Below are 13,415 nucleotides of genomic sequence, written 5' to 3'. Positions count from 1 at the left end.
TTTTTGTCATTTAAAAAAGCTTTTCCAACTTGTTCACTAGTTCGAAAAGCTTTTTTACATACAGTTCGGGAAGGGGCAGCTTGATGATTGAATTTATAGAGGTAGAGAAAAAATACGGGAGCGCACCCGCAGCGGTAGAGACGTTGAACTTAACAATTGAAGACAATCAGTTTATTTGCGTGATTGGTACTAGCGGCAGCGGAAAAACTACCCTGCTGCGGATGATTAATCGGATGGTGGAACCCTCTAACGGCAGCATCAAAATTAATGGCAAAGATACCATCAGCCTAAACGAGGACGAGCTTCGACGGAAGATCGGTTATGTGATTCAAAATATTGGACTGTTTCCTCATATGACGATTCGCGACAATATTATGATTGTGCCAAAATTGTTGAAATGGACAGAAAGTCAGAAGCAAGGGATTGCAGAAAAATTGATTGAACGAGTGGAGCTGCCCGTAGACTACCTAGAACGCAAACCGAAGAATCTTTCTGGTGGACAACAGCAAAGAATCGGTGTTATTCGTGCGCTGGCAGCTGATCAGGATATTATTTTAATGGATGAACCTTTTGGGGCATTAGACCCCATCACGCGAGAAGCTTTGCAGGTGATGATTAAACGACTGCAGCAAGAAATGCAGAAAACGGTGGTTTTTGTCACCCATGATATGGAAGAAGCGATCAAACTGGCAGATAAAATCATCATTATGGATCACGGAAAAGTTGTGCAATACGATACAGCTGATAATATTATCCAAAACCCTGCTAACTCTTTTGTCGGTGAGCTGTTAGGTAAACGTAAGAAGCAAACATACGTGGAAAATGAACTGCGAGTAATTGATCTGATGAAGCCTCAGGTAGCAGCTATCTCTTTAAGCAAATCGATCATCGAAGCAATTCGTCAAATGACGCATAAAAAAGTGGATACCTTGCTGGTAGTAGATGATGAACAGCACTTAAAAGGTTTCATTGACATAAAGGATGTTGATCACAATATTAATAAGGCTGCTAACATTTATGAAATCATGCGGACTGAAACTGCCAGTGTCAATCAAAACGAGAAGCTGTCAGATGTAGTGGCACCTTTGTTTAACATGGAGCTGAAGTATCTGCCGGTAGTGGATGACGAAAATTGTCTTGTAGGAATCTTGACCCGATCTTCTTTGGTGTCTTTGATTTACGACAAGCTGAAGTAGGTGAAGAGAATGGAAAATTTTTGGAATCAATATGGTGTCGAAATCCTGTTTAAATTGTGGGAGCATTTTTATATCTCTTTCAGCGCTATTCTTTTAGGAACCTTAGTGGCAGTGCCACTAGGTGCTTTGCTGACACGAATCAAAAAGGGATCAGAAACGATTATTAGCATTGTCGGTTTTTTTCAGACGATTCCGTCTTTGGCTCTGCTGTCGATTATGGTGCCTTTCTTAGGAATCGGTAAGGTACCGGCGATTGCAGCGTTGTTTCTATATTCGCTGCTGCCGATTTTGCGCAATACTTATGTTGGCATTCAGTCGGTTAATCCGACCTATTTGGATGCAGCCAAGGGGATGGGAATGTCGAAATGGCAGCGGCTGCTGCAAATCGAATTACCCTTAGCCTCCAGCGTGATTATTTCCGGGATTAAGGTATCAGCAGTATATGTAATTTCTTGGACGACGTTGGCTGCTTATATTGGAGCGGGTGGTTTAGGGGATTTCATTTTCAACGGACTAACCTTGTATCGTATTGATTTAATTATGATGGGAACCATTCCCATCACGTTTTTAGCATTGGGAACAGATGCTGTTTTGCGTTTTGTCGAAAGTCAATTAACCGTGGATCGAGGGTGAGGGGTGTAAATGAAAAAGAAATTAAGTGTCTTTCTTTTGTTTATTTGTCTGTTTGGCCTGTTTGTTTTTTCCAATCTATCCAACCGAAAGGACAAAATCACGGTGTGCGGCGGTGTGACCTCGGAATCACAAATTTTAGGGAATATTGTCGTGGAATTTTTGACTCATTATACGGACAAAGAGGTCGTCTATCTGAACAATCTGGCTTCCGCCAACTTAATGCAGGCAGCAATGGAACGTGGTGATTTGGATATTGCGTCAACACGTTATACAGGAACGGACCTAGTAGGAACGTTAAATTTGCCGATTGAAAAAGATCCTGACAAGGCATTAACAATTGTTCAAGAGGAGTTTCAAAAGCGCTACAACTTTGATTGGTTTCCCAGCTATGGCTTTTCCAATCAGTTTACTTTTATGGTAACGAAGGAAACGGCTGAAAAATACCAACTGTCAAAGGTGAGTGATCTGCAAAAATATGCGGATCAATTCAGCTTAGGTACCGATCAAACTTGGTATAAAAGAGAGGGCGATGGCTACAAAGCCTACACTGAGGAATACGATACACGTTTCAAACGAGTCTATCCGATGCAAGTAGGTTTGTTGTATGATGCTTTGGCTGCTAAGGAACTAGATGTCATTTTAGGCTATTCTACTGATGGACGAGTAGGTAGTTACGGGTTAGTCATGCTGGAGGACGATCGACAGTTTTTCCCACCGTATACCTGCAGCTTAGTGGTTTCTGATGAAGCCTTAAAGGAAAATCCTGAGCTGAAGGAAATTTTGGAGCGACTAGAAAATACGATTGATACAGAAGCGATGCAGCGCATGAATGATGAATCCGACAGTCAGCTTTTAGAGCCGGCCTTGGTAGCTCGTCAATTTTTGGAAGCCAATAACTATTTTGAGGAGGACAACCCATGATCCAGAATTTAACGAATTACCTGAGTGATAACTCCTCGTACATTATTAGCCAGTTTCTCAGTCATATCTATATTTCTATCGTTGGTGTAGTGCTGACCTGTTTAATTGGCTTTCCGATTGGGATCTTTCTGTCGGACAATAAAAAGGCAGCCTCTTTTGTGATTGGTTTGATTAATGTTGTTCAAACGATTCCATCAATTGGTATGTTGACAATTTTACTTATTTTAATGGGATTGGGGAAAAATACAGTCATTGCAACGGTGGTTTTGTATTCCTTGCTGCCAATTGTGAACAATACTTATGTGGGTCTGAATAATGTTGATCCAGTCTATATTGATAGCGCTAGGGGAATTGGCATGAGCCGGTTACAAGTTTTGTACTTAATCAAGATTCCACTGGCCGCCCCGGTTATCTTAGCTGGAATTAGAAATGCTTTGGTGATTTCAGTGGGGATTACCACAATTGGTTCCTTTGTAGGTGCCGGAGGGTTAGGGGATATCATTCTTAGAGGAATCAATATTACTGGCGGCGAGCCGATTATTTTTGTCGGAGCATTCCTCTGTGTGATAATTGCGTTAGGAATGGAAGGATTGTTTAACTGGTTGATGAAATAAGCTGTCAGGACTAATCCAACTAAAATTTGAACGATTTTTTAAATCGTTTTGTGACATAGTGGGATAACTGATCTTAACTCCTTTTTTGCTAGAGCAACAAAAAAAGCCCGAGCCTTGGTCACAACAGGCTTGGGCTTACTTTTTTTATCAGAAGGGAGGATTATCAGTTAATTCAGGTACAATATAGGCCTCAATTGCTCGCACATCTTCTTCTAAATTCTGGCAAATCAATGTATACCAGAAAATGGATACTTCATCTGAGCTGTCTCTCAAATCTTCGGCAGTTAATTTTTCACCAACAAATAAAAGCCGCAACGCTTCCGTCAGGTCAAGGGCATTGGCATAGGAATGAAACATTTGCGGAAAAGTACTAATTACCTTGGTTAATAGTTTTTCAGCCTGGGCATAATGCTCAAATTCATGGAAGAAGACATGCTGTTTCAACAAACGCTGCGCCATTACTTGATCTGTTTCCCGCAGGACTCTGTTGGCTGGATAAAAAGAGAGATCTTCCAGCTCACTTCTAGTTGCTTGAGTATTTTTCATGCAAAGATTTTTCTGTTTAGAATACCTGTAATAGCTGGATAAAAGATCATCACCGTAAAAGCAACTCTCTTCAAATCCTTTCGCCTTATATCTTTCCATCCACTTTATATCGGCAAAGGTAAAGTCATCAATCGGATAGAAAATAGGCTGTGTTGACAGGTAGGTCTTTCCGATGGGGACAAGGAGAGCCAAAACAGTATTTTGCTTATTTTCGTCAACAGTTAAATGAATATTAGATGCCGGTAAATCTATGTCATGCAATTTTCTAGTATTCAGATCTCTATAGACGATGGTTTCTCCCTGCTGCTTGACTTCAAACAAACTTAATACAAATGTTTTAGGCCAGGTTAGCATGATCCTTCGTTGACTTGGAGTTAGTCCAGGTACCCAGCAGACAGTATCAGGGAAATCGCGCATAATATCTACATGCTCTACTAAGAGATAATACACAACTAATAAATCGAAAAATTCTGCTGTTTCACCTTCGTAATTAGCTTTGGGAGACAATTCATTTTTTGTCATATTGTATAAAAAATGATAAAAATCACTTGCTTCTTCATCATCAATATATTTTTTATCGTTAACGATCGACAGAAAGATCTGTGTAGCAGCAAACAAAGCAACTTTGAAAGGATTATCCCCATTGTTTACCTGCTGCATCAATTCCTTTTTCAACTGAGAATGTTTTACATCATATTTATAAAGCAATTCCACCTTGTATCACTTCTTTCATGAATAGTAATCCTATCACTAGTTTATCATTTAGATGTGGAATTGTAGATAACAAATTTACGCAAAAAGCATCAAAAGTCGGCTAAGTATTCGTGCGCTTTTCGATGCTAATTTTTTACAGCTGTTTAATAGTAATTACTGCCAATGGATAATGGCACTTACATGGGCTCTAACAAGGAGAATCCTAAAATAGAATAAGGGTTAAGTTGTTTCTTTAGTTAGGTATCTAAAGACGTTTTTTATAAAGGAGATGAGGGTCATGAAAAATGCAGACTCTTAGAAAAAAGTATAGTCGTTAAGCAATCAGAGTGGTGCGGGAAATGGAAGATTTGTTTAATCAGTTGATGAAAACTCCTACATTGAAGCAAAATCATTGAGAAATACTGTGAAAAGTGGTTTATTATCTCTACGGATAAGCTGCTTTTTTTGTTGCTCTTTCCAATTAGACAACGAAAATAGCGTGAGTGTAGATTTCAGAAGGATCGTTGTTGAGTGGGACTTGCACAATTTTTCTTTCAAGAAAAGTTTCAAAAAATATAGATGAAGCAGTGGATTGATCAGTCAATACCTAAATGTTAGGAGCAACTCAAATGAAGAAACTTGTATTGATCCTGTTACTTGGAATAATTTATAGTAGGAATTCTGGCAAGTGCACATGATACTGCCAATCAAATTTTGTCTCAAGGAATTTTTGAAAAGAAACTGAACGTTCAAGCTGGAGGGAAAGGAAACAACGCTTCTATCTTGGTTATTGGCTTGGCGCTTGCCGGAGCTGCCGGCTCCTTTTATCGTTATACTAAAAGTGAGGATTAAAGTGACAAGAACTCTAAAGTAAACAGCCTAGGCTTCTTACTTTAGAGTTCTTTAAATTGTGCAAGGAAGGCTTCAAAGCTGGGATTAGATAAAATCGCCTGTTGAAGATCTGTGCGCGCCATGAAGTCTAATAATAAACTGTAAATATCTCCGGTGTCTTCGTAATCCTCTTTGGTGATTGCAAACAGAAAGACAAACTGAACTTTTTCTTGATTGCCCCAATCCACACCATCAGGCACGATTGCTACTGATAATCGGGAGTGATTTGCTAGCAGAGACATTGGATGGGGGATAGCAATCAGCTGATTAATATTGGTTTGGCTTATCGCTTCTCGAGCTAGAATACTCGCATAAAACTCTGCAGGTACTAATCCCTTTTCCTCTAATGACACACACATTGTTTTTAGCAAAGCCTCTTTAGTAACTCCTCCCTCGAATAAGTGAAAAGCATCCTCTTGAAATAAGTCCATAACAGTGGACGTCTGGGTTTCAAAGGCTGTCAAAAACTGATCGATTTTTTCAATGTCCTTATCTAGCTGACCCATACGAATATAAATAAAAGGTATTTCCAACTGGTCTAAAGGAATCGTGGTAATAACAAAATCAATTGTCGCTAAGGGCTGCTGCTGCAGTTCTACGTAAGAAAGCCGCTCAACAATCTCAAATTTGTCCTGGTAGCGTTTATTGATTTTTGCTTCAATAATGCGGCTCATGGCGCGACCAGTACCACAAACCAAAATCACTTTGTATTTACGATTTTCCAGCATCGAGCTACGTTCTAAAGCTCCGGCAATATGCAGGGCAATGTACCCCATTTCATCCTCAGAAAAATACAGTCCGTGAGCGGTTCCAATGGACTCCAGATGAGTAAGGCATAGGTCATAGGCGAGAGGAAAGGATTGTTTAATTGTTTCCAGCAAAGGATTGCTGTGACCTGCGTCTAAGCTGTTCATATGAATAAAGCCTTCAATATGCGAGGTCAGATCTTTGATCAAGATCGCATCCTGAGTCCAATCATAATTAGACGTTTGCTTAATTCCCTGCAGCAAGTCCTCCACAATTTCATCTGCTATCGATTCTGACTGAATTATTGCCGGATCGCTTACTACAAAACGAGGGGCATTCACCGACAGATAATAGATCAAATAATCTTGTTCTTCCTGAGGCAACTGACTCTCAAAAGTCTCCTCCAGCTTAGTGAAAAATTGCTGCATCAACTGTTGTGCGTTCTTTTTCAACTGAGGTATTTTAACCGGCATTTCGGAGATGGATTTTCCATCGATCAAGCGGCTTAGAGCTAAGGCGAAATGGGACAAAATATTCTTGTGATAATAATCCGATTCTAGCAAATCCAAAGGAGTCAGATAAGCCAGCTCCAGCTCCTGCAGCAATGACAAATCAATGTTATCGAATAGGGCCAGCTCGGTTTCGGTAAAACCAATTAAATATTCCTGCAAATCCTTACCGATTAATAGGTCACTAATCGCTTGGCGCTTGGCAAATTCATTACCCACAACCTCAAAACCAATGTTCGGCCGATTTACAATTTTCAAGCCATAAGGCAAAAGCTGATCGCGAATTGTCTTTAAATAGGAATAAAAGGTATTCTTGCTGACATAAAGCTGATCTAAAAAGGCATCTAAATTCAACGGCTCAGTAGCCTTAAACAAAGTAAACAATAAATAATGCTGCCGTTCTTCTGTAGAAGCTAAACTAGTCTCCACGGAATCGGTGCTTTCCTTCCACCATTCTTCAAAAACAGCTTGATTGTTAACAGCTAAAAGGTACCCTTTGCCGCGAATCAACGAGACAACAGCTCCCACATTTTTCAGGGTATCGTTTAGATTAGTAATGTCGGTACGAATCGTTCGATCTGAGACCGCAAATGCTGCAGTTAACTCCTTCATAGGAGTCGGATTTGGTTGTTGGATAAAACGTTCTAGCAATTCGTCTAAGCGTTGATAAGATAACTTTGACATGGTATCACCTCCAAACTGACTACTTCATTGTCATCATACCGTAATTTGAAAGCGATTGAAATATCTAAGGTATCCAGCAATTTTCCAATACAAGTGGAAGCAAACTTGGAAAGCGTTTTATCAATTGATTTCCACTTATGTTGGAAATTGGAAGTGTTTACACCTAAGGTTTGATCCCGTAAAGTTAAGCATGTAATAACCAACCGGAAAGGAGGTTCAACATGAACTTTACCGAAAAAAATATACTATTAGATGTATCAGCCGACAGTCAGGAAGAACTATTCATGCTTCTGGCCAATTATGCCAAAGAGTTAAATGTGGTAGAAGAAACCGAAAAAGTCAGTGCGGCCTTTATGGAGAGAGAGCAGCAATTTTCCACTGGTCTGCAAGCAGGCTTTGCGATTCCCCATGCCAAGTCTGCTTATGTTTTAACCCCAACTGTTTTATATGCACGATTGAAACAATCAGTGCCTTGGGAGACATTCGATGATTCAGCCGTTCAGCATGTATTTGCCTTATTAGTACCATTAGAGGAAGCTGGTACCTTGCATTTAGAAATGTTAAGCCGTTTAGCAACTGCTTTAATGGAAGAAACTTTTATTGAGGATATTCAGCAGCACCAGGATAAAAGCTTTTTGGCTCAACGTATTAGTAAAGAAATGATTGGAGAGAAAATCGTATGAAAATTGTCGGAATCTCAGCATGTCCTGCCGGTTTGGCCCACACACCAATGGCCGCTAAGGCTTTAGAAAAAGCCGGAGTAAAATTAGGCTACGATGTAAAAATTGAACAACAAGGTTCTTTAGGCCAAGTCAACAAAATTAGTCAAAAGGAAGCCAATGAAGCAGATTTTGTTTTGCTGGCAACCGATCAAAAAGTGGAAGGCCTAGATCGCTTTGAAGGAAAACCACAGCTAAGAGTAAACATTAATACCTGCATTAAAGCACCAGAAGCTGTTTTAAAAAAATGTGTCGCAGCGGTTCAGCAAAGAAGCGCCGCAAACTAGCAATAAACAGGAGGAGAATACAAAGTGAAGAAAAGTTTAGCAGAAGTAAAAGGACACTTGATGAGTGGGATCAGTTTTGTTCTGCCGCTGATCATTGGAGCATCCTTAGTAGTTGCGATACCTAAGATGATCGCTTTAGGAATGGGCTTGACCAGTCTGGACCCATACGCTGAAGCAGAAGGGTTCAAGCATGCACTATATGCAATTGAACAAGTTGGTTGGACCGGAATCGGACTTATTAATACTGTGTTAGCTGGATTTATTGCTTATTCTATCGGTGACAAAGCAGCATTAGGAGCTGGTTTTATTGGTGGAGCAGTGGCTACCAGTACGAATGCCGGATTCTTAGGAGCGGTAATCGCTGGTTTCCTAGCAGGTTACTTAGTGAAAATTGCAAAAAATAAAATTAAACCGCCAGAATCTTTTTCAGGTGTAATGCCATTAGTGATTTTACCTTTAATTGCTACTTTATCGGTGGCGATCGTTATGGGAGCGCTGCTGTCAGAACCATTGGCCTGGATTAATACTAGCTTAGTTGAATGGATTCGTTCAATGATTGCTAATGATGTGAACAAAGTCTTGCTGGCAATGATTATGGGTGCCATGATTGGTTCTGATTTAGGCGGACCAGTCAATAAAGCTGCCTGGATGGCCGGTAATGTTCTATTAGCAGAAGGTGTCTATTTACCAGCAATTATTGTCAATGTGGCCATTTGTGCCGTACCGTTTGGTTATGCTTTAGCGACTGTTTTCCATAAGAAACGCTTCAACGCCGAATTATTGGATGCCGGCCGTAATAACTTTATCATGGGTTTTATCGGTATTACCGAAGGAGCAATTCCTTTTACTTTAGTTAGTCCACTAAAATTAGTGCCGATTAATATGATTGGCGGCGCAATTGCCTCTGGTTTAGGGATTGCTTTAGGCATGTATGACAAAATGCCGCCAGTAGGTGGGATTTATGGCTTCTTTACAGTTGGTAACGGCTGGGCATATCTAGTTGGTTTATTTGCTGGCGCTGCTTTCATCGGATTTTTAGCCCCTTTGTTTGTAAACTTCAACAAAGTAGATGCTGAAGGTGACGAAGAAGTCGATATAGAGGATATTGATATTAGTTTTGAAAATTAAAAAACGGGCACTGACGGTGGGAAATCGTCAAGTGCCTCTTTTATTACAAGAAGGGTAGTTGACCAATGAAAAAAACTGTACACGTAGTTCCCCATAGTCATTGGGATCGAGAGTGGTATTTTACCACTAGTCGTTCCAAAATATATTTGATGCACGATTTGCAAAAAGTTTTAACGCAGCTAGAAAAGGACGACACATATGATCATTTTATTTTAGATGGCCAAGCTTCATTATTGGATGACTATTTAAACTGGCGTCCCCAAGATCGAAACCGAATAAGAAAATTGGTTCAAGCCGGTCAACTGATTATTGGACCTTGGTATACTCAGACCGACCAGCTAGTAATTTCTGGCGAAAGTATTGTTCGAAACATGCTTTATGGTATGCAGGTTTGTGAAGCGTTTGGTGACTACATGAATGTCGGCTATGTCCCGGATTCCTTTGGTCAAGCAGCTAGTATGCCACAAATTTATCAACAGTTCGGCATTGAGGATACGCTGTTCTGGCGGGGTGTTAGTGATGACGAAGTGAAGCAGACAGAGTTTGTTTGGAAAGGGGAGGACGGTTCAAGCGTTACGGCCTTTCAAATACCTAGCGGCTATTACATTGGCGGAGCAATTCCTGAGAACAAGGAAGCTTTAGCGGATTTTCTTCACGAAGAACCTTTCAAAACCACCTGGTCGCGCAGCACCACTGATCAAGTGTACTTTCCAAACGGTTTCGACCAAGCGCCAGTTCGCGAAAACTTACCGGAACTAATCGAACAAATAAATGCGTTGTATCAGGACGAATACGAATTGCATATATCGACCATCGAAAAGTATATCGCGGCCATTAAAGAGCAGCAGCCAGAGCTGGAGGAAATTGCTGGTGAGCTGATTAACGGAAAGCTGATGCGGATTCATAAGACCATCTTCTCTTCCCGCTCTGATTTAAAGGCCTTAAATACACAGATTCAGCATTACTTAACCAATGTGATGGAACCTATATTAACCATTGCGAAGCAGCTGGGTTTTGAGTATCCAGTGGAAACGGTTAAGGAAATTTGGAAGCTGATGTTTGAGAATGCTGCGCATGATTCCATTGGTTCTTGTGTATCCGACAACACGAACGAGGATGTTTATATGCGCTATAAGCAGGCTCGCGATATTGCTATGAATTTAGTGGAATTGACCATGCGCCAAATTGCGACAACGATTAAAGAGTCGAAGAATACACCGATAACTTTTACGTTGTTTAACCCTTATGATCATCCTCGGAATGAAGTTGTGGAAGCGGAGGTCTACTTACCGCAAAAAGAATTCGTCATTCTAGATGAAGCAGGGCAGTCGGTTTCCTACACTGTGTTGGAAATGATTGATCAGACTGATTATGTGCTGAATCAAGGAAATATATTAAATCCAACCAAGGATTATTACCATCCTACAAAGGTTTACAAAGCCAAAATTGCGGTAGCTGCCGGTCAGCTGCCGAGTCTGGGCTACACACAGCTAACTATTGATCTGTCCGGTAACAGTTACCAGACGTTTGAAAGGACCACTAATCGTACGATTGAAAACAACTATTATCGAATTACCGTAAATGCCAATGGTTCCTTTGACATCTTCGACAAAGCAGCTCAGGTACTTTATAACGAACAAGGGATTATCGAAGAAAATGGTGATGATGGCGATTCCTTTAATTATTCTCCACCGGAAAAGGATTGGGTAATCTCATCCATTGATTTTGAACCGGTAATCGAGGTGCATGAATCGAGCGTACTAAAAACGATTAAAAGTTCTTTTGTGCTGCAAGTACCAGCTAATTTGGAAGAACGAGCAGCAAAAAAAGCAACCGTCCAGCTGCCGATTTCACTGGAAGTAACAATGAAGCAGGATTCGCCAGTTATTGATTTCCATTTAGAGGCAGAAAATCAGTCTGTTGATAGTCATCGTATTTGTGTCTTGTTTGATACCAATATTCCGTCAAAATTCTCGACGGCGGATCAGCAATTTGGCACGATTCAGCGACCAGTAGTTTTTGAAAAAGAAATGAAGCTGTGGGAGGCGAATAAAGAGCAATGGAACGAACAACCAATTGCGATTGAAACCTGCCAGACGTTTGTCAGTCTTTTTAATGACCAGCGAGGTGCTGCAATTCTGCCAAAAGGAGTAAGAGAATATGAAATTGTTGGAGAAAATTACGATACTATTCGTTTAACAATCTTTCGAACCTATGGCTTCATGGGTAAAGAAAACCTGATGTATCGTCCAGGTCGTGCTTCTGGGGAAACAGTTATTGCCACCCCTGATGCTCAGCTGCACAAAAGACTGGAATTCTCATTTTCTGCTTATTACTTTGCTGGCAGCTTTAACCAGGCTGATGTGGCAAATATTGCCAAGATAGCAGTATCTCCGGTTCAGTTGTATCAAGCTGCTGAATTCTTAAACTCGCGGTTGAATTTTACTTTGGGAGATGAGCCTAAAACTCTAGCAGCTAGCTATAGTATGGCAGAAGTTGTTGGTGATTTGACGCTAAGTGTAGTCAAGAAGGCCGAGAAACGGGAGGGCTGTATTATTCGACTGTATAACGGAAAACTTAAGGAAACTTGTCATGCCGCGATTCAGTTTAAACAAGAAGTTCAAAAAGTGGAATTGGTAAATCTTAAAGAAGAGACAGTAGCAGAACTGGAACTGCAAGATCAAACGGTGAGTTTACCTGAGGTTGCTCATGCCAAGTTCATCACTTTATATGTAGAATAAAACGCAAAAAAGAGGACAATCGTCAGATTGTCCTCTTTCATTGCACTTATAAATATTCCTCCAAGACTTCAGCTACACCTGCTTCTTCATTAGAGGTAGTCACTTGTTGGGCAATTGCTTTGACTGGCTCTAAGGCATTGTCCATCGCCACACCAACACCGCTGACTTTCAACATTTCAATGTCATTTTCCTGATCACCAAAGGCTACGACTTCTTCTGGATCAATCTGAAGATAGTCGGCCAAGAACGTAAGAGAAGTGCCTTTATTTACTCCATCAGCCATAATCTCCAGCCAGTGAATATCTGTGTAAACTGAAGGAATACCCGCCGATTCAAACATTTTCCGCAAAACGGCTAACTTATCAACATCTGTATCATTAAAGGCCAGCTTAAAGTAATTGAGACTACCATCATTGATCTTCTTTAACAACTCTTCGGTAGAAGAATCTTGTAGCTGAAATTGCGCATAATAAGGACTATTCACCTCGACCGGGGCAGCATCAAAAGTAATCCGATCATCCTGTGTTTCACGACTAGCTACAATGGTTACACCAATTTGTTCAGCCAAATGGAAAGCTTGATTAATCGTCTTTGCAGGGATATCGAATCGCTTTAACACAGAAGTCGTTTCCCCTTTTTCTACTTTTGCTATGTAGGCGCCATTGGAAGCTAAAACATAACCATCTATGGAGAGCTGAGCAAATACCTTTTTAACAGAAAGGATCGATCGTCCAGTAGCCAGGACAATTGTGCCTCCCTGCTGGCTAAAGGTTTGCAGAGCCTCCTGGTTCTTCTTAGGGATTTCACCTAGATGATTCAGTAACGTACCATCAAGATCGATTGCTGCTAACTTCATATTTATCCATCCTTTTTAGAAAATATTCTATTTTAAGGGTAGTCCATTTTTGGCTATTTGAGAAGTTTAATGCTTAATAATGACAAAATAGTTGAATAGAGACAAGTAATTTCTTAAATGTTTAAAGAATCTTAACTGTTGTTATACCGCTAAAAAACGTCGATTCGATCAATTTTTTCCGAATTTGGTGACAAAATGATAGGGATAACAAGCAATTTTTTTGCTAAAAGAAAAGAATGGGTCTAATGTA

General features: G+C 40.4%; 11 protein-coding genes. 8 read left to right on the top strand and 3 right to left on the bottom strand.

The window, feature by feature from the left end; all coding sequences use genetic code 11:
- Nucleotides 1-83: 83 nt before the first annotated feature.
- The 4 genes from IGI49_RS19530 to IGI49_RS19515 are packed head-to-tail and all read left to right on the top strand — an operon-like array spanning nucleotide 84 to nucleotide 3,364.
- Nucleotides 84-1,196 (top strand): ABC transporter ATP-binding protein, encoded by a 1,113-nt coding sequence (locus IGI49_RS19530; protein WP_429965900.1) that lies wholly within the window; start codon nucleotides 84-86, stop codon nucleotides 1,194-1,196.
- Between the two features lie 9 nt (nucleotides 1,197-1,205).
- A complete protein-coding gene (locus tag IGI49_RS19525) occupies nucleotides 1,206-1,829 on the top strand; it encodes an ABC transporter permease (protein ID WP_207701789.1) in 624 nt (207 codons plus the stop codon).
- A 9-nt stretch (nucleotides 1,830-1,838) separates the two neighbouring features.
- Nucleotides 1,839-2,750, top strand: a complete 912-nt coding sequence (locus tag IGI49_RS19520) for an osmoprotectant ABC transporter substrate-binding protein (protein WP_429965901.1) — start codon at nucleotides 1,839-1,841, stop codon at nucleotides 2,748-2,750.
- The gene (locus IGI49_RS19515; protein ID WP_429965902.1) at nucleotides 2,747-3,364 is read left to right on the top strand and encodes an ABC transporter permease; all 618 of its coding nucleotides are present in this window, start codon (nucleotides 2,747-2,749) and stop codon (nucleotides 3,362-3,364) included. Before IGI49_RS19520 ends, IGI49_RS19515 begins: the two co-directional genes overlap by 4 nt.
- A gap of 147 nt (nucleotides 3,365-3,511) precedes the next feature.
- Here IGI49_RS19515 and IGI49_RS19510 read toward each other — a convergent pair whose 3' ends face one another.
- Nucleotides 3,512-4,624: a hypothetical protein gene (locus IGI49_RS19510; RefSeq protein WP_429965903.1), complete on the bottom strand. Its 1,113-nt coding sequence runs from the start codon at nucleotides 4,622-4,624 to the stop codon at nucleotides 3,512-3,514.
- Nucleotides 4,625-5,496: 872 nt separating this feature from the next.
- Nucleotides 5,497-7,434 carry a BglG family transcription antiterminator gene (locus IGI49_RS19505; protein WP_429965904.1) on the bottom strand — a complete coding sequence of 646 codons (1,938 nt, stop codon included), beginning with the start codon at nucleotides 7,432-7,434 and terminating at the stop codon, nucleotides 5,497-5,499.
- Between the two features lie 221 nt (nucleotides 7,435-7,655).
- On the opposite strand from IGI49_RS19505, the gene IGI49_RS19500 reads away from it, so the two are divergent.
- The 4 genes from IGI49_RS19500 to mngB all read left to right on the top strand — a co-directional run bounded on the left by IGI49_RS19500 (nucleotide 7,656) and on the right by mngB (nucleotide 12,309).
- Nucleotides 7,656-8,117: a PTS sugar transporter subunit IIA gene (locus IGI49_RS19500; RefSeq protein WP_207701783.1), complete on the top strand. Its 462-nt coding sequence runs from the start codon at nucleotides 7,656-7,658 to the stop codon at nucleotides 8,115-8,117.
- Nucleotides 8,114-8,440 carry a PTS fructose transporter subunit IIB gene (locus tag IGI49_RS19495; RefSeq protein ID WP_207701782.1) on the top strand — a complete coding sequence of 109 codons (327 nt, stop codon included), beginning with the start codon at nucleotides 8,114-8,116 and terminating at the stop codon, nucleotides 8,438-8,440. The genes IGI49_RS19500 and IGI49_RS19495 overlap by 4 nt, the downstream gene beginning before the upstream one ends.
- Nucleotides 8,441-8,464: 24 nt before the next feature.
- Entirely contained in the window at nucleotides 8,465-9,568 is a 1,104-nt protein-coding gene (locus tag IGI49_RS19490) for a PTS fructose transporter subunit IIC (RefSeq protein WP_429965906.1), read from the top strand.
- A gap of 65 nt (nucleotides 9,569-9,633) precedes the next feature.
- Nucleotides 9,634-12,309, top strand: a complete 2,676-nt coding sequence (gene mngB, locus IGI49_RS19485) for a mannosylglycerate hydrolase (protein WP_429965908.1) — start codon at nucleotides 9,634-9,636, stop codon at nucleotides 12,307-12,309.
- A gap of 46 nt (nucleotides 12,310-12,355) precedes the next feature.
- Here mngB and IGI49_RS19480 read toward each other — a convergent pair whose 3' ends face one another.
- Nucleotides 12,356-13,165 (bottom strand): Cof-type HAD-IIB family hydrolase, encoded by an 810-nt coding sequence (locus IGI49_RS19480; RefSeq protein WP_429965909.1) that lies wholly within the window; start codon nucleotides 13,163-13,165, stop codon nucleotides 12,356-12,358.
- Nucleotides 13,166-13,415 lie beyond the last annotated feature (250 nt).

It is taken from the genome of Enterococcus sp. AZ071 (assembly GCF_050499065.1).
GTDB lineage: Bacteria > Bacillota > Bacilli > Lactobacillales > Enterococcaceae > Enterococcus_A > Enterococcus_A ferrettii.
This window is presented reverse-complemented; position numbering and strand designations above follow the sequence as displayed.

What these genes read in the sequence shown, in the direction of transcription:
- IGI49_RS19530 (WP_429965900.1), top strand. Translation starts at nt 84, where the DNA reads ATGATTGAATTTATAGAGGTAGAGAAAAAATACGGGAGCGCACCCGCA.
- IGI49_RS19525 (WP_207701789.1), top strand. Translation starts at nt 1,206, where the DNA reads ATGGAAAATTTTTGGAATCAATATGGTGTCGAAATCCTGTTTAAATTG.
- IGI49_RS19520 (WP_429965901.1), top strand. Translation starts at nt 1,839, where the DNA reads ATGAAAAAGAAATTAAGTGTCTTTCTTTTGTTTATTTGTCTGTTTGGC.
- IGI49_RS19515 (WP_429965902.1), top strand. Translation starts at nt 2,747, where the DNA reads ATGATCCAGAATTTAACGAATTACCTGAGTGATAACTCCTCGTACATT.
- IGI49_RS19505 (WP_429965904.1), bottom strand. Translation starts at nt 7,434, where the DNA reads ATGTCAAAGTTATCTTATCAACGCTTAGACGAATTGCTAGAACGTTTT.
- IGI49_RS19500 (WP_207701783.1), top strand. Translation starts at nt 7,656, where the DNA reads ATGAACTTTACCGAAAAAAATATACTATTAGATGTATCAGCCGACAGT.
- IGI49_RS19495 (WP_207701782.1), top strand. Translation starts at nt 8,114, where the DNA reads ATGAAAATTGTCGGAATCTCAGCATGTCCTGCCGGTTTGGCCCACACA.
- mngB (WP_429965908.1), top strand. Translation starts at nt 9,634, where the DNA reads ATGAAAAAAACTGTACACGTAGTTCCCCATAGTCATTGGGATCGAGAG.
- IGI49_RS19480 (WP_429965909.1), bottom strand. Translation starts at nt 13,165, where the DNA reads ATGAAGTTAGCAGCAATCGATCTTGATGGTACGTTACTGAATCATCTA.